Genomic DNA, 16,446 nt, shown 5'->3' with positions numbered 1-16,446 from the left:
GGTGGCAGTGACGGGGGTGGCAGGCTTGTTCACGTTCGCAGGTCCTATAACGCCACATCGAGAAAGCCTGGCGCCTGGGCCAAGGCAAAGGGGCTGAAGATCGCCCAGTTACGTTCACGCGGAAAATACCCCTGCACAAAGCGCGCAGCGGCAAGGATCAGAGGCTGCGGCGGCGACAGCTGCAGGCTGTCGAGGGCAAAGTGCTGAAGGCCCAGCACCTCGTCGACCAGCAAGCCGACGAACAGGTCGTCGTGATCCAGCACCAGCACTCGCCGCTGCTTGCCCGGTGCGGCGTGGCCCAGGCCGAAGAAGCAGCTCAGGTCCATCACCGGCAACAGCCGGCCACGCAGGTTGGCCACCCCGCACACCCACGGCTGCACGCCGGGGACGCGGCTACTGCGCGGTTCGCGCAGCACCTCGGCCACTTCGCCCATGGGCGCGACGAACCACTGCCCGGCAATGCGAAAGCCAATGCCGCTCCACTGCTGCACGCGGTTGTCCTGCGGCGGCTGGTCGGCAACCAGCAGGCGACAGCGCCGGTCGATGTCCAGCAACAACTCAAAGGCGGTCAGCGACGCGCCTTGCGGGCGGGTGGTCAAGCCCCCAGCACTTCTTTGAGCTTGGCGATCAGCGCCTCCTCTTCCACCGGTTTGGTCAGGAAGTCACGGGCACCCTGGCGCGTGGCCCAGATACGGTCGGTTTCCTGGTCCTTGGTGGTTACCACGATCACTGGAATAGCGCTGGTGTCCGGGTCCTTGCTGAGCTGGCGGGTGGCCTGGAAACCGTTCATGCCAGGCATGACGATGTCCATCAGCACCGCGTCAGGCTTGTCCTGCCGGGCCAGGGCCACGCCGTCGGCACCGTTGCTGGCCTTGAGCACCTGGTAGCCGTGCTTTTCCAGCCATTCGGTCAATCTGTACATCTCTGTCGGCGAGTCGTCGACAATCAGAACTCGGGCCATGCTGTTTCCCCATCAGGAAAGTAGGACCGCGCCATGGCGGGGCTCGGTCAGGGTGCGTGTTGTTGAGGTGTGGCAAACCCGGGCACATGGGCGCGGATCGCATCGAGCAGTTCTTCCTTGCTGAACGGTTTGGTCAGGAACTGATCGGAACCGACCACCCGGCCGCGGGCCTTGTCGAACAGCCCATCGCGGGACGACAGCAGGATAACCGGGGTGTCCTTGAAGGCACTGTTGTGCTTGATTACCGCGCAGGTCTGGTAGCCGTCCAGGCGTGGCATCAGCACATCGACAAAAATGATGCTGGGCTGATGGTCGACGATCTTGGCCAGGGCATCGAAGCCATCGCTGGCGGTGATTACCTCGCAGCCCGCTTCACCGAGCAACATCTGCGCGGTGCGGCGGATCGTGCGGGAATCGTCGATCACCATCACCTTCAGGGGTTGTTCCATAGACGCCTACCAGTAGGATTGAAGCCGCAAGTTGCAAGCGGCAAGCTGCAAGAAAGCAGCTCGGCGCATGGATGCTCTTTTCTTGAGGCTTGTAGCTCAAGGCTTGCAGCTGCATTTTTAGCACACTCCGGGTGCCCATTCCATCTGCCGCGCCCCTTGACCGGCGGCGCTCCCGGCGCCACCCTGAGCCACTTTTCTTTCGATCCACCGCGGCCACCTGCCGCCAAGAGGACCCCCCATGAGCGTTCGCCTCGGCATTGTAATGGACCCCATCGCGTCCATCTCCTACAAGAAGGACAGCTCGCTGGCCATGCTGCTGGCCGCCCAGGCACGCGGCTGGAGCTTGTTCTACATGGAACAGCAAGACCTGTACCAGGGCGAAGGCAAGGCCCGCGCCCGCATGCGCCCGCTGACGGTGTTTGCCGACCCTGCACGCTGGTTCGAACTGGGCGAAGAGCAGGACAGCCCGCTGGCCGAGCTGGACGTGATCCTGATGCGCAAGGACCCGCCCTTCGACATGGAGTTCGTCTATAGCACTTACCTGCTGGAACAAGCCGAGAACGACGGCGTACTGGTGGTAAACCGCCCGCAAAGCCTGCGCGACTGCAACGAGAAGATGTTCGCCACGCTGTTCCCGCAATGCACCACCCCGACCCTGGTCAGCCGCCGCCCGGACATCCTTCGCGAATTCACCGCCAAGCATGCCGACGTGATCCTCAAGCCACTGGATGGCATGGGCGGTACGTCGATCTTCCGTCACCGGGCGGGCGACCCCAACCTGTCGGTGATCCTGGAAACCCTGACCGCACTGGGCACCCAGCAGATCATGGCCCAAGCCTACCTGCCGGCAATCAAGGACGGCGACAAGCGCATCCTGATGATCGATGGCGAGCCAGTGGACTATTGCCTGGCACGCATTCCGGCCAGCGGCGAAACCCGTGGCAACCTGGCCGCGGGCGGGCGTGGCGAAGCCCGCCCACTGACCGAGCGCGACCGCTGGATCGCCGCCCAGGTCGGCCCGACGCTGCGCGAGAAGGGCCTGCTGTTCGTTGGCCTGGACGTGATCGGCGACTACCTCACCGAAATCAACGTCACCAGCCCCACCTGTATCCGCGAGATCGATGCCGCCTACAACACCGATATCGGTGGCAAGCTGATGGATGCCATTGATCGCAAGCTCAAAGCACGCTGACAGCCAACGCGAAGTAAAGCCGTAGAGTGGGGTATGATGCCGGTCCTATTCGACTGAGCTGCTGCCCCGCCCTGCGGTTGCTGGATACCTGATGACGCTGCCCGCTGACGTCCCTGCCGACCTGCTGCCTCCCCGTGTTCGCCCTGCGGACCGGCTTGGCTTCACCCTGTTCCTGGCTGCGCTGGTGCACCTGGCGCTGATCCTTGGCGTCGGCTTCACCGTGGTCAAGCCTGCCGAAATCCGCCACACCATGGACATCACCCTGGCCACCTTCAAGAGCGAGAAACCGCCCGAGAAGGCTGACTTCCAGGCCCAGGACAACCAGCAAGGCAGCGGCACCCTGGACAAGAAAGCGGTGCCCAAGACCACCGAGCTGGCGCCGTTCCAGGACAGCAAGATCAACAAAATCACCCCACCGCCTGCGGCCAGGCCCGAGGTGGTACCCCCCCCTACCCCGAAAAAGTCGGCGGTGGTGACTACTGCGCCCAAGCCGCACAAGGTCGAACCCAAACCCAAGGAAAGCAAAGCACAGCCCAAGCCAGCCACACCGACGCCGGACTTCGACAGCTCGCAGTTGTCCAGCCAGATCGCCAGCCTGGAAGCGGAGCTGTCCAACGAACAGCAGATGTACGCCAAGCGCCCGCGCATCCATCGCCTGAACGCCGCGTCGACCATGCGCGACAAGGGCGCCTGGTACAAGGAAGAGTGGCGCAAGAAGGTCGAGCGCGTGGGTAACCTGAACTACCCCGATGAAGCACGCCGACAGCAGATCTACGGCAATTTGCGCATGATGGTGTCGATCAACCGCGATGGCTCGCTGTACGAGGTGCTGGTGCTGGAATCGTCCGGGCAGCCCGTGCTGGATCAGGCGGCGCAGCGCATCGTGCGGCTGGCCGCGCCGTTTGCACCGTTTACCGGTGATCTGGCCGAGTTCGACCGGCTGGAGATCATCCGCACCTGGCGCTTTGCCCGTGGGGACCGTTTGTCCAGTAATTGAGTTCAGCCTTGGTGTAGGGCTTTCGGTGCGTGCTAGCGCGGATATCGAGCGCCGCGCGGGCGGCGCTCGATCTCAAAAGCGCCAAAAACCTCAAGCCAAGCGCCAACCTGACGACACAAATCCGCACCTTGTCAGTCTCGCCACCTGGCGCCACACTATCCCCCATGAAAACCCTCGCACCCAGCTACCTCAAGCACCAGTTCCTGATCGCCATGCCGCACATGGCCGATCCGAACTTCGCCCAGACCCTCACGTATATCGTCGAGCACAATGAGCATGGCGCCATGGGCCTGGTGGTCAACCGACCACAGGAACTGAGCCTGGCCGACATCCTCGAGCAGCTGCGCCCGGACGAAACGCCGCCGGCCAGCACCTTGCAGGTGCCGATCTACCAGGGTGGCCCGGTACAAACCGACCGCGGCTTCGTGCTGCACAGCAGCGAGTGCAGTTTCCAGGCCAGCGTGGCGCTGGAAGGGCTGTCGCTGACCACGTCACAGGACATATTGCTGGCTATCGCCGCCGGTGTGGGGCCGAAACAGAGCCTGATCACCTTGGGCTATGCCGGTTGGGAAGCGGGCCAACTGGAAGCGGAACTGGCCGACAACGCCTGGCTGAACTGCCCGTTCGACCCGGAAATCGTCTTCGGCATGGCCAGCGACCTGCGCCTTGAGGCTGCGGCCGCCAGCCTGGGGATCAACCTGCACCTGCTGACCAGCCAGGCGGGCCACGCCTGATGGCTGAACTACGCCTGCTGCTGGGCTTCGACTATGGCAGCAAACAGATCGGCGTGGCCGTCGGCCAGGTGATTACCGGCCAGGCCCGCGAACTGTGCACCCTGAAGGCGCAGAACGGCGTACCGGACTGGGCCCAGGTGGAAAAGCTGATTGCCGAATGGAAGCCAGATGCCATTGTCGTCGGCCTGCCGCTGAACATGGACGGTACGCCCAGCGAGATGAGCGCCCGCGCCGAAAAGTTCGCCCGCCGCCTAAACGGCCGCTTCAACCTGCCCGTGCACACGCACGACGAGCGCCTGACCACCTTCGAGGCCAAAGGCGAGCGCATGGCCCGTGGCGGCCAGCGTGGCAGCTACCGCGACAATCCGGTCGATGCCATTGCCGCTGCCTTGCTGCTGCAAGGCTGGCTGGAGGCCAATACCTGATCATCTTTGCCGCCGGGTCCACCCGGCGCACCCTTCCAAGGAGCCCGCAATGAGCCTACCCAATCCCGCCGAGCTGATCCGGCAGATGGCTGTCGACCTTCGTGCCCACCTGGCGCGCCGGGCAATCACCGAGCCCCGTTATATCGGTATCCGCACCGGCGGCGTCTGGGTTGCCCAGGCCCTGCAGGATGCCATGGGCGACACCAGCCCAATGGGCACCCTGGACGTGTCGTTCTACCGCGACGACTTCAGCCAGAACGGCCTGCACCCACAGGTGCGCCCGTCCGAGTTGCCGTTCGAAGTCGAAGGCCAGCACCTGGTGCTGGTGGATGACGTGCTGATGAGCGGTCGTACCATCCGCGCGGCGCTCAACGAACTGTTCGATTACGGCCGCCCGGCCAGCGTCACCCTGGTCTGCCTGCTGGACCTGGATGCCGGCGAACTGCCGATTCGCCCGAACGTGCTCGGCGCCACCCTGTCGCTGGCCGCCCATGAACGGGTAAAATTGACCGGACCCGCACCGCTCGCCCTCGAGCGCCAGGACCTCGCCTCCGCTTCCGCCCTTTAAGAGTCCCCCGCGATGACGCCAATCGACGCCAAGCGCCCGCTGCAGCTCAATGATCAGGGCCAGCTGCGCCACTTCCTCTCGCTTGACGGTTTGCCTCGCGAACTGCTCACCGAGATCCTCGACACCGCCGACTCCTTCCTGGAAGTCGGTGCCCGGGCTGTGAAAAAAGTCCCGTTGCTGCGCGGCAAGACTGTGTGCAACGTGTTCTTCGAGAACTCGACCCGTACCCGTACCACCTTCGAACTGGCAGCCCAGCGCCTGTCGGCCGACGTGATCAGCCTGAACGTGTCGACCTCCTCGACCAGCAAGGGCGAAACCCTGTTCGACACCCTGCGCAACCTCGAAGCCATGGCCGCCGACATGTTCGTCGTACGCCACTCCGACTCCGGCGCCGCGCACTTCATCGCCGAGCACGTGTGCCCGGAAGTGGCCGTGATCAACGGCGGTGACGGCCGCCACGCGCACCCGACCCAGGGCATGCTCGACATGCTCACCATCCGCCGTCACAAAGGCAGCTTCGAAAACCTGTCCGTGGCTATTGTCGGCGACATCCTGCACTCGCGTGTGGCCCGTTCCGACATGCTCGCGCTCAAAGCGCTGGGTTGCCCGGACATCCGTGTGATCGGGCCGAAAACCCTGATCCCGATCGGTATCGAGCAGTACGGCGTAAAGGTCTACACCGACCTCGCCGAAGGCCTGAAAGACGTCGACGTGGTGATCATGCTGCGCCTGCAGCGTGAGCGCATGGCCGGTGGCCTGCTGCCCAGTGAAGGCGAGTTCTACCGCCTGTTCGGCCTGACGACCGCGCGCCTGGCCGGGGCCAAGCCTGACGCCATCGTCATGCACCCGGGCCCGATCAACCGTGGCGTAGAAATCGAGTCGGCGGTAGCCGATGGCAAGCACTCGGTGATCCTCAACCAGGTCACCTACGGTATCGCCGTGCGCATGGCCGTGCTGTCCATGGCCATGAGCGGGCAGAACGCGCAACGTCAATTGGACCAGGAGAACGCCCAGTGACCATCAGTATTCTTGGCGCCCGGGTGATCGACCCCAACAGCGGCCTGGATCAGGTCACCGACCTGCACCTGGACGGCGGCCGCATTGTCGCCATCGGCGCCGCACCGGCCGGCTTCAGCGCCAGCCGCACGATCCAGGCTGATGGCCTGGTCGCTGCGCCCGGCCTGGTCGACCTGGGCGTGTCCCTGCGCGAGCCGGGTTACAGCCGCAAAGGCAACATCGCCAGTGAAACCCGCGCTGCCGTTGCCGGCGGTGTCACCAGCCTGTGCTGCCCGCCACAGACCAAGCCGGTGCTGGACACCTCGGCGGTAGCCGAACTTATTCTTGACCGCGCCCGTGAAGCCGCCAACAGCAAGGTCTACCCGGTCGGCGCCCTGACCAAGGGCCTGGAGGGCGAGCAACTGGCCGAACTGGTGGCCCTGCGTGACACCGGTTGCGTAGCGTTTGGCAACGGCCTGAAGGAAATCCCCAACAACCGTACCCTGGCCCGCGCCCTGGAGTATGCCGCCACCTTCGACCTGACGGTGGTGTTCCACTCCCAGGACCGCGACCTGGCCCAGGGCGGCCTGGCCCACGAAGGTGCCATGGCCAGCTTCCTCGGCCTGCCGGGCATCCCGGAAAGCGCCGAAACCGTGGCCCTGGCGCGCAACCTGCTGCTGGTGGAACAGAGCGGTGTGCGTGCGCACTTCAGCCAGATCACCAGCGCCCGTGGCGCGCGGCTGATCGCCCAGGCCCAGGCTTTGGGCCTGCCTGTGACCGCCGATGTAGCGCTGTACCAGCTGATCCTCACGGACGAGTCGCTGCGCGAGTTCTCCAGCCTGTATCACGTGCAGCCGCCGCTGCGCACCGCTGCCGACCGTGACGGATTGCGTGAGGCGGTGAAGTCGGGGGTGATCCAGGCCATCTCCAGCCACCACCAGCCGCACGAGCGCGACGCCAAGCTGGCCCCGTTCGGCGCCACCGAGCCGGGTATCAGCAGCGTCGAGTTGCTGCTGCCACTGGCCATGACCCTGGTGCAAGACGGCCTGCTCGACCTGCCGACCTTGCTGGCCCGCCTGAGCAGCGGCCCGGCTGCCGCCCTGCGCCTGCCGGCTGGGGAGCTGAAAGTGGGTGGCGCGGCCGACCTGGTGCTGTTCGACCCGCAAGCGTCCACCGTTGCTGGCGAACAATGGTTCTCCCGTGGCGAGAACTGCCCGTTCATCGGCCACTGCCTGCCGGGTGCGGTGCGTTATACCTTGGTCGATGGCCACGTCTGCCACGAGGCCTGAGTAACATGCTTCGCGGGCACGCCCGCTCCCACAGGATCACCACAATTCCAAGGCATGTGGTAACCCTGTGGGAGCGGGCATGCCCGCGAATGCCTTCACATAGTCCCCCCGCCAAGCGCGACCATTCATCCCCCCCGGTTGAAATCCTTCCCCCCACCCCCATATGAGTCTGCATCAGGCACTTTCGCCCCGCTGCGTGGAGACTCTCCCCTTGACCACAATCGTTTCTGTCCGCCGTAACGGCAAAGTCGTCATGGGCGGCGACGGCCAGGTATCCCTTGGCAACACCGTGATGAAAGGCAACGCCAAGAAGGTGCGCCGCCTGTACCACGGCCAGGTCATCGCGGGCTTCGCCGGCGCCACTGCCGACGCCTTCACCCTGTTCGAGCGCTTTGAAGGTCAGCTGGAAAAACACCAGGGTCACCTGGTACGCGCCGCCGTCGAGCTGGCCAAGGAATGGCGTACCGACCGCTCCCTGAGCCGCCTGGAAGCCATGCTGGCCGTGGCCAACAAGGATGCATCCCTGATCATCACCGGCAACGGTGACGTGGTCGAACCCGAAGATGGCCTGATCGCCATGGGTTCCGGCGGCGCCTATGCCCAGGCCGCAGCCCGTGCCCTGCTGAACAAGACCGACCTCTCGGCCCGCGAAATCGCCGAGACCGCCCTGAACATCGCCGGCGACATCTGCGTGTTCACCAACCACAACCTGACCATCGAGGAGCAGGACCTGGCCGACTGATTCAGCTGTTCTGGCGCCCCTTCCCGGTGAAGGGGCTTTTCCACGCTGACTCACCTGCCCAAGGACCGTATTGATCATGTCCATGACCCCCCGCGAGATCGTCCACGAACTCAACCGCCACATCATCGGCCAGGACGACGCCAAGCGCGCCGTGGCCATTGCCCTGCGCAACCGCTGGCGGCGCATGCAGCTCCCAGCCGAGCTGCGTGCCGAAGTTACCCCCAAGAACATCCTGATGATCGGCCCTACCGGCGTCGGCAAGACCGAAATCGCCCGCCGGCTGGCCAAACTGGCCAACGCGCCGTTCCTCAAGGTCGAAGCCACCAAGTTCACCGAAGTGGGCTACGTGGGCCGCGACGTCGAGTCGATCATCCGTGACCTGGCCGATGCCGCGTTGAAGATGCTGCGCGAGCAGGAAATCATCCGCGTGCGCCACCGCGCTGAAGACGCCGCCGAAGACCGCATCCTCGACGCCCTGCTGCCCCAGGCACGCGTCACCAGCTTCAGCGAAGAAGCCGCGCAGACCAGCAGCGACTCCAACACCCGCCAGCTGTTCCGCAAGCGCCTGCGCGAAGGCCAGCTGGACGACAAGGAAATCGAGATTGAAGTGGCCGATGCCGTCGGTGTCGAAATTGCTGCGCCGCCCGGCATGGAAGAAATGACCAACCAGCTGCAGAGCCTGTTTGCCAACATGGGCAAGGGCAAGCGCAAAGCGCGCAAGCTGAAGGTGAAAGAAGCGCTGAAGATGGTTCGCGATGAAGAAGCGAGCCGCCTGGTCAACGAGGAAGAACTCAAGGCCAAGGCCCTGGAAGCGGTCGAACAGCACGGCATCGTGTTCATCGACGAAATCGACAAGGTTGCCAAGCGCGGCAACGTTGGCGGCGCCGATGTGTCCCGTGAAGGCGTGCAGCGCGACCTGCTGCCGCTGATCGAAGGCTGCACCGTCAACACCAAGCTGGGCATGGTCAAGACCGATCACATTCTGTTCATTGCCTCGGGTGCATTCCACCTGAGCAAGCCGAGCGACCTGGTGCCCGAGCTGCAAGGCCGCCTGCCGATTCGTGTCGAGCTGAAGGCGCTGACCCCGGAAGACTTCGAGCGTATCCTGCAGGAGCCGCACGCGTCGCTGACCGAGCAGTACCAGGCATTGCTGAAGACCGAAGGCCTGAACATCGAGTTCCTCGCCGACGGCATCAAGCGCCTGGCCGAGATTGCCTACCAGGTCAACGAGAAGACCGAAAACATCGGTGCCCGCCGCCTGCACACCCTGCTCGAGCGCTTGCTCGAAGAAGTGTCGTTCAGTGCGGGCGACCTGGCCAGCACCCATGACGAAGCGCCGATCCAGATCGACGCGGCGTATGTGAACAGCCACCTGGGTGAGCTGGCACAGAACGAAGACCTGTCGCGTTACATCCTGTAAGACCGGTTTCGACAGTTTCGCGGGCAAGCCCGCTCCTGCACATGTCACCCCATCCCTTGGGCCTGTGGTGATCCGTGCAGGGGCGGGCTTGCCCGCGAAGAGGCCCTTGAATCCCTCCCCCATAAGCTGGAAGCTGTGCTTCATCAGCTCCCGAGAGATTCTGCCCATGGCCCGCCTGCCTACCGCCATCAACCTGCACAAAGCCTCCAAAACCCTCAGCCTCACCTACGCGCCCGGCGAGGTCTACCACCTGCCCGCCGAGTTCCTGCGCGTGCACTCTCCCTCCGCCGAGGTCCAGGGCCACGGCAACCCCATCCTGCAGTTCGGCAAGATCAACGTCGGCCTCAGTGGCCTGGAACCTGCCGGCCAATATGCACTGAAACTGACCTTCGACGACGGCCATGACAGCGGCTTGTTCACCTGGGAATACCTTGAGCAACTGTGCCTGCGCCAGGAACAACTGTGGGCGGAATACCTCGACGAGTTGCACAAGGCCGGCAAATCCCGCGACCCAGCCGAATCTGTGGTCAAGCTCATGCTCTAGCGCAAGGCCTGAGGGGTTTAGAGCGCATTTTCTAAATTCATCTGTTTGAATGACTTGCAGACAGCCCAGTGAAGGGCTGTCTTGCGCATTACACGAAAGTCGGGTAACCAATGGGTGTGGCAAGTTCCCTGCATCACTTTGCAGGTCGTCAGCACCCACGCAGCACCGCTGTTCCTTATCACTGGTCACCCGAGTAGCAGTACCGGGCTCAGGGCTGTGCACCCACCACAGCAACCGGTACTCGTCTCAGGACAACGGAGCGTCGTAGATGAGTAACAAGAACAACGATGAGCTGCAGCGGCAGGCCTCGGAAAACACCCTGGGGCTGAACCCGGTCATCGGCATCCGCCGCAAGGACCTGTTGAGCTCGGCACGCACCGTGCTGCGCCAGGCCGTGCGCCAACCGCTGCACAGCGCCAAGCATGTGGCTCACTTTGGCCTGGAGCTGAAGAACGTGTTGCTGGGCAAATCCAGCCTGGCCCCGGACAGCGACGACCGTCGCTTCAATGACCCGGCCTGGAGCAACAACCCGCTGTACCGCCGCTACCTGCAAACCTACCTGGCCTGGCGCAAGGAGCTGCAGGACTGGGTGAGCAGCAGCGACCTGTCCCCCCAGGACATCAGCCGCGGCCAGTTCGTCATCAACCTGATGACCGAGGCCATGGCGCCGACCAATACCCTGTCCAACCCGGCTGCGGTCAAACGCTTCTTCGAAACCGGCGGCAAGAGCCTGCTCGATGGCCTGTCCAACCTGGCCAAGGACATGGTCAATAACGGCGGCATGCCCAGCCAGGTGAACATGGATGCCTTCGAAGTGGGCAAGAACCTGGGCACCAGTGAAGGCGCGGTGGTGTACCGCAACGATGTGCTGGAACTGATCCAGTACAGCCCCATCACCGAACAGGTGCATGCCCGCCCGCTGCTGGTGGTGCCACCGCAGATCAACAAGTTCTACGTGTTCGACCTCAGCCCGGAAAAGAGCCTGGCGCGCTTCTGCCTGCGCTCGCAGCAGCAGACCTTCATCATCAGCTGGCGCAACCCGACCAAGGCCCAGCGCGAGTGGGGCCTGTCCACCTACATCGATGCGCTGAAAGAAGCCGTCGACGCGGTGCTGGCGATTACCGGCAGCAAGGACTTGAACATGCTCGGCGCCTGCTCCGGCGGCATCACCTGTACCGCACTGGTGGGCCACTATGCCGCCATTGGCGAGAACAAGGTCAACGCCCTGACCCTGCTGGTCAGCGTGCTGGACACCACCATGGACAACCAGGTTGCATTGTTTGTCGACGAGCAGACCTTGGAGGCCGCCAAGCGCCACTCTTATCAGGCGGGCGTGCTGGAAGGCAGCGAAATGGCCAAGGTGTTCGCCTGGATGCGCCCCAACGACCTGATCTGGAATTACTGGGTTAACAACTACCTGCTGGGCAATGAGCCCCCCGTGTTCGACATCCTGTTCTGGAACAACGACACCACGCGCCTGCCGGCCGCCTTCCACGGCGACCTGATCGAAATGTTCAAAAGCAACCCGCTGACCCGCCCCGATGCCCTGGAAGTGTGCGGCACCGCGATCGACCTGAAACAGGTCAAATGCGACATCTACAGCCTCGCCGGCACCAACGACCACATCACCCCATGGCCGTCATGCTACCGCTCGGCACATCTGTTCGGTGGCAAGATCGAATTCGTACTGTCCAACAGCGGGCATATCCAGAGCATCCTCAACCCGCCGGGCAACCCGAAGGCACGTTTCATGACCGGTGCCGACCGCCCGGGGGACCCGGTGGCCTGGCAGGAAAACGCCACCAAGCATGCAGACTCCTGGTGGTTGCACTGGCAAAGTTGGCTGGGCGAGCGTGCCGGTGCGCTGAAAAAGGCACCGACCCGCCTGGGCAACCGTGCCTACGCGGCCGGCGAAGCCTCCCCAGGCACCTACGTTCACGAGCGTTGAGTTACAGCGCCGTGGCGGCCTGCGGGGCGCCACGGTGTTTACTTCACCCAAGAGTCACGTGCATGCCGCAACCCTACATTTTCAGGACCGTCGAGCTGGACCACCAGTCCATCCGCACCGCTGTTCGCCCCGGCAAACCGCACCTGACGCCGTTGCTGATCTTCAACGGCATCGGCGCCAACCTCGAGCTGGTGTTCCCGTTCATCGATGCACTTGACCCGGACCTGGAAGTCATCGCCTTCGATGTGCCTGGGGTCGGCGGCTCGTCCACACCACGCCACCCGTATCGCTTCCCTGGGCTGGCCAAGCTGACCGCACGCATGCTCGACTACCTCGACTACGGCCAGGTCAACGTCATCGGCGTGTCCTGGGGCGGCGCCCTGGCCCAGCAGTTTGCTCACGATTACCCCGAGCGCTGCAAGAAACTGGTGCTGGCCGCCACCGCTGCCGGTGCGGTAATGGTGCCAGGCAAGCCCAAGGTGCTGTGGATGATGGCCAGCCCACGGCGTTACGTGCAGCCGTCGCATGTCATCCGCATTGCACCGATGATCTATGGCGGCGGCTTCCGACGTGACCCCGACCTGGCCATGCACCATGCTGCCAAAGTGCGCTCCGGCGGCAAGCTGGGCTACTACTGGCAGCTGTTCGCCGGGCTGGGCTGGACCAGCATCCACTGGCTGCACAAGATCCAGCAGCCCACCCTGGTACTGGCCGGTGACGACGACCCGCTGATCCCGCTGATCAACATGCGCCTGCTGGCCTGGCGGATTCCCAATGCCCAGCTACACATTATCGACGACGGCCATCTGTTCCTGATCACCCGTGCCGAAGCCGTCGCCCCGATCATCATGAAGTTCCTGCAGCAAGAACGTCAGCGTGCGGTCATGCATCCCCGTCCGGCCTCGGGGGGGTGAAACAGCTGCGGCTGACAGGGGAAATGGATCAGACGAGGGAGTGTTGCCATGAAAGACAAACCGGCCAAAGGATCGACAACGCTCCCCGCCACCCGCATGAACGTGCAGAACGCCATCCTCGGCCTGCGCGGCCGCGACCTGCTTTCCACGCTGCGCAACGTCGGCCGCCACGGTCTGCGCCACCCGCTGCATACCGCGCATCATCTGCTGGCGCTTGGCGGGCAGTTGGGGCGGGTGATGCTGGGGGACACGCCCTACCAGCCAAACCCGCGTGACGCACGCTTCAGTGACCCGACCTGGAGCCAGAACCCGTTCTACCGCCGCGGCCTGCAGGCCTACCTAGCCTGGCAGAAGCAGACACGCCAGTGGATCGATGAAAGCCACTTGAACGACGATGATCGAGCCCGCGCCCACTTCCTGTTCAACCTGATCAACGATGCGCTGGCACCCAGCAACTCACTGCTCAATCCGCTGGCGGTCAAGGAGCTGTTCAACACCGGCGGCCAGAGCCTGGTGCGCGGCGTGGCCCACCTGCTCGACGACCTGCGTCACAACGATGGGCTGCCGCGTCAGGTGGACGAGCGCGCCTTCGAAGTAGGTGCCAACCTGGCGGCGACCCCTGGCGCAGTGGTATTTCGCAACGAGCTGCTGGAGCTGATCCAGTACTCGCCGATGAGCGAAAAGCAGCACGCACGCCCACTGCTGGTCGTGCCGCCTCAGATCAACAAGTTCTACATCTTCGACCTCAGCGCTACCAACAGCTTTGTCCAGTACATGCTCAAAAGCGGCTTGCAGGTGTTCATGGTCAGCTGGCGCAACCCCGACCCACGCCACCGTGAATGGGGCCTTTCCAGCTACGTGCAAGCCCTGGAGGAAGCGCTCAATGCCTGCCGCAGTATCAGCGGCAACCGCGACCCCAACCTGATGGGCGCCTGTGCCGGCGGCCTGACCATGGCCGCACTGCAAGGCCACCTGCAAGCCAAGCAGCAATTGCGCCGGGTACGCAGTGCCACCTATCTGGTCAGCTTGCTGGACAGCAAGTTCGAAAGCCCGGCCAGCCTCTTCGCCGATGAGCAGACCATCGAAGCGGCCAAGCGCCGCTCTTATCAGCGCGGCGTGCTGGACGGTGGCGAAGTGGCGCGGATCTTCGCCTGGATGCGGCCCAACGACCTGATCTGGAACTACTGGGTCAACAACTACCTGCTCGGCAAGACGCCGCCGGCGTTCGACATCCTGTACTGGAATGCCGACAGCACGCGCCTGCCCGCCGCGCTGCATGGCGACCTGCTGGAGTTTTTCAAGCTCAACCCCTTGACCTACGCGTCCGGGCTGGAGGTGTGCGGTACACCGATTGACCTGCAGCAGGTCAATATCGACAGCTTTACCGTGGCCGGCAGCAACGACCACATCACGCCATGGGACGCGGTGTACCGCTCGGCCTTGCTGCTGGGTGGCGAGCGGCGCTTCGTGCTGGCCAACAGCGGGCATATCCAGAGCATCATCAACCCGCCAGGCAACCCCAAGGCCTACTACCTGGCCAACCCCAAGCTGAGCAGCGACCCACGCGCCTGGTTCCACGACGCCAAGCGCAGCGAAGGCAGCTGGTGGCCGTTGTGGCTGGAGTGGATCACCGCGCGCTCCGGCCTGCTCAAGGCACCGCGCACTGAACTGGGCAACGCCACTTACCCACCGCTAGGCCCCGCGCCAGGCACCTACGTCCTGACCCGATGAGCTGCTGACTGGATGAAAACCCGCGACCGTATCCTTGAATGCGCCCTGCAGTTGTTCAACCAGCAGGGCGAACCCAACGTATCCACCCTGGAAATTGCCAACGAACTCGGCATCAGCCCAGGCAACCTGTACTACCACTTCCATGGCAAGGAGCCCTTGGTACTGGGCTTGTTCGAGCGTTTTGAAGAAGCGTTGATGCCGTTGCTGGACCCGCCGCTGGAGGTGCGCCTGGACGCAGAGGACTACTGGCTGTTTCTGCACTTGATCGTCGAGCGCATGGCTCAGTACCGCTTCCTGTTCCAGGACCTGTCCAACCTGACCGGGCGCCTGCCCAAGCTCGCCCGAGGCATGCGCAGCCTGATCACTGCAGTCAAACGCACGCTGGCGGCGCTGTTGGCCAGCCTGAAGAGCCAAGGGCTGGTAGAGAGCGATACCCAGGCGCTGGGGCAACTGGTTGAGCAGATCACACTGACGCTGATGTTCTCGCTGGATTACCAGCGTGTGCTGGGGCGCGAGGGGGATGTGGGGATCGTGGTGTACCAGGTGATGATGCTGGTGGCGCCGCATCTGCAGGCCCAGGCCCGGGCGGCGGCGGAGCAGCTGGCAGTGAAGTACCTGGAGGGGTAGGCCTGCTGGAGATGTTGTGTTGCAGCCGACGCATTCGCGGGTAAACCCGCTCCTACAAGGTTTGGCGCATCTTGTGGGAGCGGGTTTACCCGCGAAGAAGGCGACGCGGTATCAGATCAGGGTACCGGTGCCGGTAGGTGCCGATGGCGTGCTGCTGGCCGGAGTAGCGGCAGGTGCCGGTGCAGTGGTCGCAGCAGGCGCAGCGCTGGCCGCTGGGGCCGCCGGCTTGGCGGCTGCCGGTTTGGCCGGCGCCTTCTTCACCACAGGTTTCTTGGCCGCTGCCGGCTTCGCCGCAGGCTTGGCTGCTGCAGGCTTGGCTGCAGGTTTTTCCGCTGCGGTTTTGGCTGCGGGTTTTGCCGCTGCGGTTTTAGCAGCAGGTTTGGCCGCCGCCGTTTTCGCCGCAGGCTTGGCTGTCGCTGCCTTGGCCAGTGGCTTGGCCGCAGCCTTGCTCGCAGCCGGCTTGGTTGCTGCAGTGCGCGACGAAATCGGCGTAACCGAAGCACCGGTCAGCTTCTCGATCTGCTTGGTCAGGCTGTCCACCTGCTGGTGCAGTGCCTTGATCTCGTTGCGGCTCGGTACACCAAGGCGCGAGATGGCACTGTTAAGGCGCTTGTCGAAGGCTTCTTCAAGTTCGCTCCACTTGCCCAGCGCACGGTCCTTCACGCCCGACACCCGCGAAGTGGTCGAGGACTTGGCAGTCTCGGCAACATCTTCAGCCGTCTTTTTCGCCTGCTTCTCGGCCTTCTCGCCATCCTTCACCAGCGAGTCGAACAGCTTCGGGCCGTCCTGGTCGATCTTCGAATAGATACCCAGCCCCGCCAGCCAGATCTTGCGGGAGTATTTCTCGATCCCGCCGACCCAGGAGCTGCTTTCTTTTTCGGTGTTCTTCTTGCCAGCCATCCTGCTCTC

At 63.8% G+C, this 16,446-nt stretch carries 18 protein-coding genes; 14 read left to right on the top strand and 4 right to left on the bottom strand.

Annotation, left to right across the window (positions count from 1 at the left end; all coding sequences use genetic code 11):
• Positions 1–44: 44 nt before the first annotated feature.
• From AA098_RS02020 to AA098_RS02010, 3 genes are read right to left on the bottom strand one after another with little or no spacing between them, the layout of a single operon-like run.
• On the bottom strand, positions 45–599 hold the full coding sequence (locus AA098_RS02020) for a chemotaxis protein CheW (RefSeq protein ID WP_003249330.1): 555 nt from the start codon (positions 597–599) through the stop codon (positions 45–47).
• On the bottom strand, positions 596–961 hold the full coding sequence (gene pilH, locus AA098_RS02015) for a twitching motility response regulator PilH (protein ID WP_003249327.1): 366 nt from the start codon (positions 959–961) through the stop codon (positions 596–598). The genes AA098_RS02020 and pilH overlap by 4 nt, the downstream gene beginning before the upstream one ends.
• A gap of 47 nt (positions 962–1,008) precedes the next feature.
• Positions 1,009–1,410 (bottom strand): PleD family two-component system response regulator, encoded by a 402-nt coding sequence (locus tag AA098_RS02010; protein WP_003249324.1) that lies wholly within the window; start codon positions 1,408–1,410, stop codon positions 1,009–1,011.
• Between the two features lie 238 nt (positions 1,411–1,648).
• Between AA098_RS02010 and gshB the strand changes: the two genes are divergently transcribed.
• The 14 genes from gshB to AA098_RS01940 all read left to right on the top strand — a co-directional run bounded on the left by gshB (position 1,649) and on the right by AA098_RS01940 (position 15,537).
• Positions 1,649–2,602, top strand: a complete 954-nt coding sequence (gene gshB, locus AA098_RS02005) for a glutathione synthase (RefSeq protein ID WP_003249322.1) — start codon at positions 1,649–1,651, stop codon at positions 2,600–2,602.
• Positions 2,603–2,693: 91 nt separating this feature from the next.
• A complete protein-coding gene (locus AA098_RS02000) occupies positions 2,694–3,599 on the top strand; it encodes an energy transducer TonB (RefSeq protein WP_003249319.1) in 906 nt (301 codons plus the stop codon).
• A gap of 164 nt (positions 3,600–3,763) precedes the next feature.
• Entirely contained in the window at positions 3,764–4,333 is a 570-nt protein-coding gene (locus AA098_RS01995) for a YqgE/AlgH family protein (protein WP_003249318.1), read from the top strand.
• On the top strand, positions 4,333–4,758 hold the full coding sequence (gene ruvX, locus AA098_RS01990) for a Holliday junction resolvase RuvX (RefSeq protein ID WP_003249316.1): 426 nt from the start codon (positions 4,333–4,335) through the stop codon (positions 4,756–4,758). Before AA098_RS01995 ends, ruvX begins: the two co-directional genes overlap by 1 nt.
• 49 nt (positions 4,759–4,807) lie before the next feature.
• On the top strand, positions 4,808–5,326 hold the full coding sequence (pyrR, locus tag AA098_RS01985; protein ID WP_020191541.1) for a bifunctional pyr operon transcriptional regulator/uracil phosphoribosyltransferase PyrR: 519 nt from the start codon (positions 4,808–4,810) through the stop codon (positions 5,324–5,326).
• Positions 5,327–5,338: 12 nt separating this feature from the next.
• Positions 5,339–6,343 (top strand): aspartate carbamoyltransferase catalytic subunit, encoded by a 1,005-nt coding sequence (locus AA098_RS01980; protein WP_003249311.1) that lies wholly within the window; start codon positions 5,339–5,341, stop codon positions 6,341–6,343.
• Positions 6,340–7,611 carry a dihydroorotase gene (locus AA098_RS01975; RefSeq protein ID WP_012053915.1) on the top strand — a complete coding sequence of 424 codons (1,272 nt, stop codon included), beginning with the start codon at positions 6,340–6,342 and terminating at the stop codon, positions 7,609–7,611. Before AA098_RS01980 ends, AA098_RS01975 begins: the two co-directional genes overlap by 4 nt.
• A gap of 211 nt (positions 7,612–7,822) precedes the next feature.
• Entirely contained in the window at positions 7,823–8,353 is a 531-nt protein-coding gene (gene hslV / locus AA098_RS01970) for an ATP-dependent protease subunit HslV (protein WP_003249309.1), read from the top strand.
• A gap of 76 nt (positions 8,354–8,429) precedes the next feature.
• Positions 8,430–9,773, top strand: a complete 1,344-nt coding sequence (gene hslU, locus AA098_RS01965) for an ATP-dependent protease ATPase subunit HslU (protein WP_003249308.1) — start codon at positions 8,430–8,432, stop codon at positions 9,771–9,773.
• A gap of 166 nt (positions 9,774–9,939) precedes the next feature.
• Positions 9,940–10,317 carry a gamma-butyrobetaine hydroxylase-like domain-containing protein gene (locus tag AA098_RS01960; protein ID WP_003249306.1) on the top strand — a complete coding sequence of 126 codons (378 nt, stop codon included), beginning with the start codon at positions 9,940–9,942 and terminating at the stop codon, positions 10,315–10,317.
• A 268-nt stretch (positions 10,318–10,585) separates the two neighbouring features.
• Positions 10,586–12,265: a class II poly(R)-hydroxyalkanoic acid synthase gene (gene phaC, locus AA098_RS01955; RefSeq protein ID WP_004576724.1), complete on the top strand. Its 1,680-nt coding sequence runs from the start codon at positions 10,586–10,588 to the stop codon at positions 12,263–12,265.
• Positions 12,266–12,327: 62 nt separating this feature from the next.
• Entirely contained in the window at positions 12,328–13,179 is an 852-nt protein-coding gene (gene phaZ / locus AA098_RS01950) for a poly(3-hydroxyalkanoate) depolymerase (protein WP_004576725.1), read from the top strand.
• A gap of 48 nt (positions 13,180–13,227) precedes the next feature.
• Positions 13,228–14,910 carry a class II poly(R)-hydroxyalkanoic acid synthase gene (gene phaC, locus AA098_RS01945; RefSeq protein ID WP_004576726.1) on the top strand — a complete coding sequence of 561 codons (1,683 nt, stop codon included), beginning with the start codon at positions 13,228–13,230 and terminating at the stop codon, positions 14,908–14,910.
• A 12-nt stretch (positions 14,911–14,922) separates the two neighbouring features.
• The gene (locus AA098_RS01940) at positions 14,923–15,537 is read left to right on the top strand and encodes a TetR/AcrR family transcriptional regulator (protein ID WP_003249297.1); all 615 of its coding nucleotides are present in this window, start codon (positions 14,923–14,925) and stop codon (positions 15,535–15,537) included.
• A 111-nt stretch (positions 15,538–15,648) separates the two neighbouring features.
• Here the strand turns inward: AA098_RS01940 and AA098_RS01935 are convergent, their stop codons facing one another.
• Positions 15,649–16,437: a phasin family protein gene (locus tag AA098_RS01935; protein WP_064613770.1), complete on the bottom strand. Its 789-nt coding sequence runs from the start codon at positions 16,435–16,437 to the stop codon at positions 15,649–15,651.
• Between the last annotated feature and the right edge of the window lie 9 nt (positions 16,438–16,446).

The organism is Pseudomonas sp. JY-Q, assembly GCF_001655295.1.
GTDB classification, from domain to species: Bacteria; Pseudomonadota; Gammaproteobacteria; order Pseudomonadales; family Pseudomonadaceae; genus Aquipseudomonas; species Aquipseudomonas alloputida.
The sequence above is the reverse complement of the archived record's forward strand: the minus strand, read 5'-3'. Positions and strand labels throughout refer to the sequence as shown.

Bases quoted from the DNA above. Each gene is read 5' to 3' on its own strand.
- pilH (WP_003249327.1), bottom strand. From the start codon at position 961: ATGGCCCGAGTTCTGATTGTCGACGACTCGCCGACAGAGATGTACAGA.
- AA098_RS02010 (WP_003249324.1), bottom strand. From the start codon at position 1,410: ATGGAACAACCCCTGAAGGTGATGGTGATCGACGATTCCCGCACGATC.
- gshB (WP_003249322.1), top strand. From the start codon at position 1,649: ATGAGCGTTCGCCTCGGCATTGTAATGGACCCCATCGCGTCCATCTCC.
- AA098_RS02000 (WP_003249319.1), top strand. From the start codon at position 2,694: ATGACGCTGCCCGCTGACGTCCCTGCCGACCTGCTGCCTCCCCGTGTT.
- AA098_RS01995 (WP_003249318.1), top strand. From the start codon at position 3,764: ATGAAAACCCTCGCACCCAGCTACCTCAAGCACCAGTTCCTGATCGCC.
- ruvX (WP_003249316.1), top strand. From the start codon at position 4,333: ATGGCTGAACTACGCCTGCTGCTGGGCTTCGACTATGGCAGCAAACAG.
- pyrR (WP_020191541.1), top strand. From the start codon at position 4,808: ATGAGCCTACCCAATCCCGCCGAGCTGATCCGGCAGATGGCTGTCGAC.
- AA098_RS01980 (WP_003249311.1), top strand. From the start codon at position 5,339: ATGACGCCAATCGACGCCAAGCGCCCGCTGCAGCTCAATGATCAGGGC.
- hslU (WP_003249308.1), top strand. From the start codon at position 8,430: ATGTCCATGACCCCCCGCGAGATCGTCCACGAACTCAACCGCCACATC.
- AA098_RS01960 (WP_003249306.1), top strand. From the start codon at position 9,940: ATGGCCCGCCTGCCTACCGCCATCAACCTGCACAAAGCCTCCAAAACC.
- phaC (WP_004576724.1), top strand. From the start codon at position 10,586: ATGAGTAACAAGAACAACGATGAGCTGCAGCGGCAGGCCTCGGAAAAC.
- phaZ (WP_004576725.1), top strand. From the start codon at position 12,328: ATGCCGCAACCCTACATTTTCAGGACCGTCGAGCTGGACCACCAGTCC.
- phaC (WP_004576726.1), top strand. From the start codon at position 13,228: ATGAAAGACAAACCGGCCAAAGGATCGACAACGCTCCCCGCCACCCGC.
- AA098_RS01940 (WP_003249297.1), top strand. From the start codon at position 14,923: ATGAAAACCCGCGACCGTATCCTTGAATGCGCCCTGCAGTTGTTCAAC.
- AA098_RS01935 (WP_064613770.1), bottom strand. From the start codon at position 16,437: ATGGCTGGCAAGAAGAACACCGAAAAAGAAAGCAGCTCCTGGGTCGGC.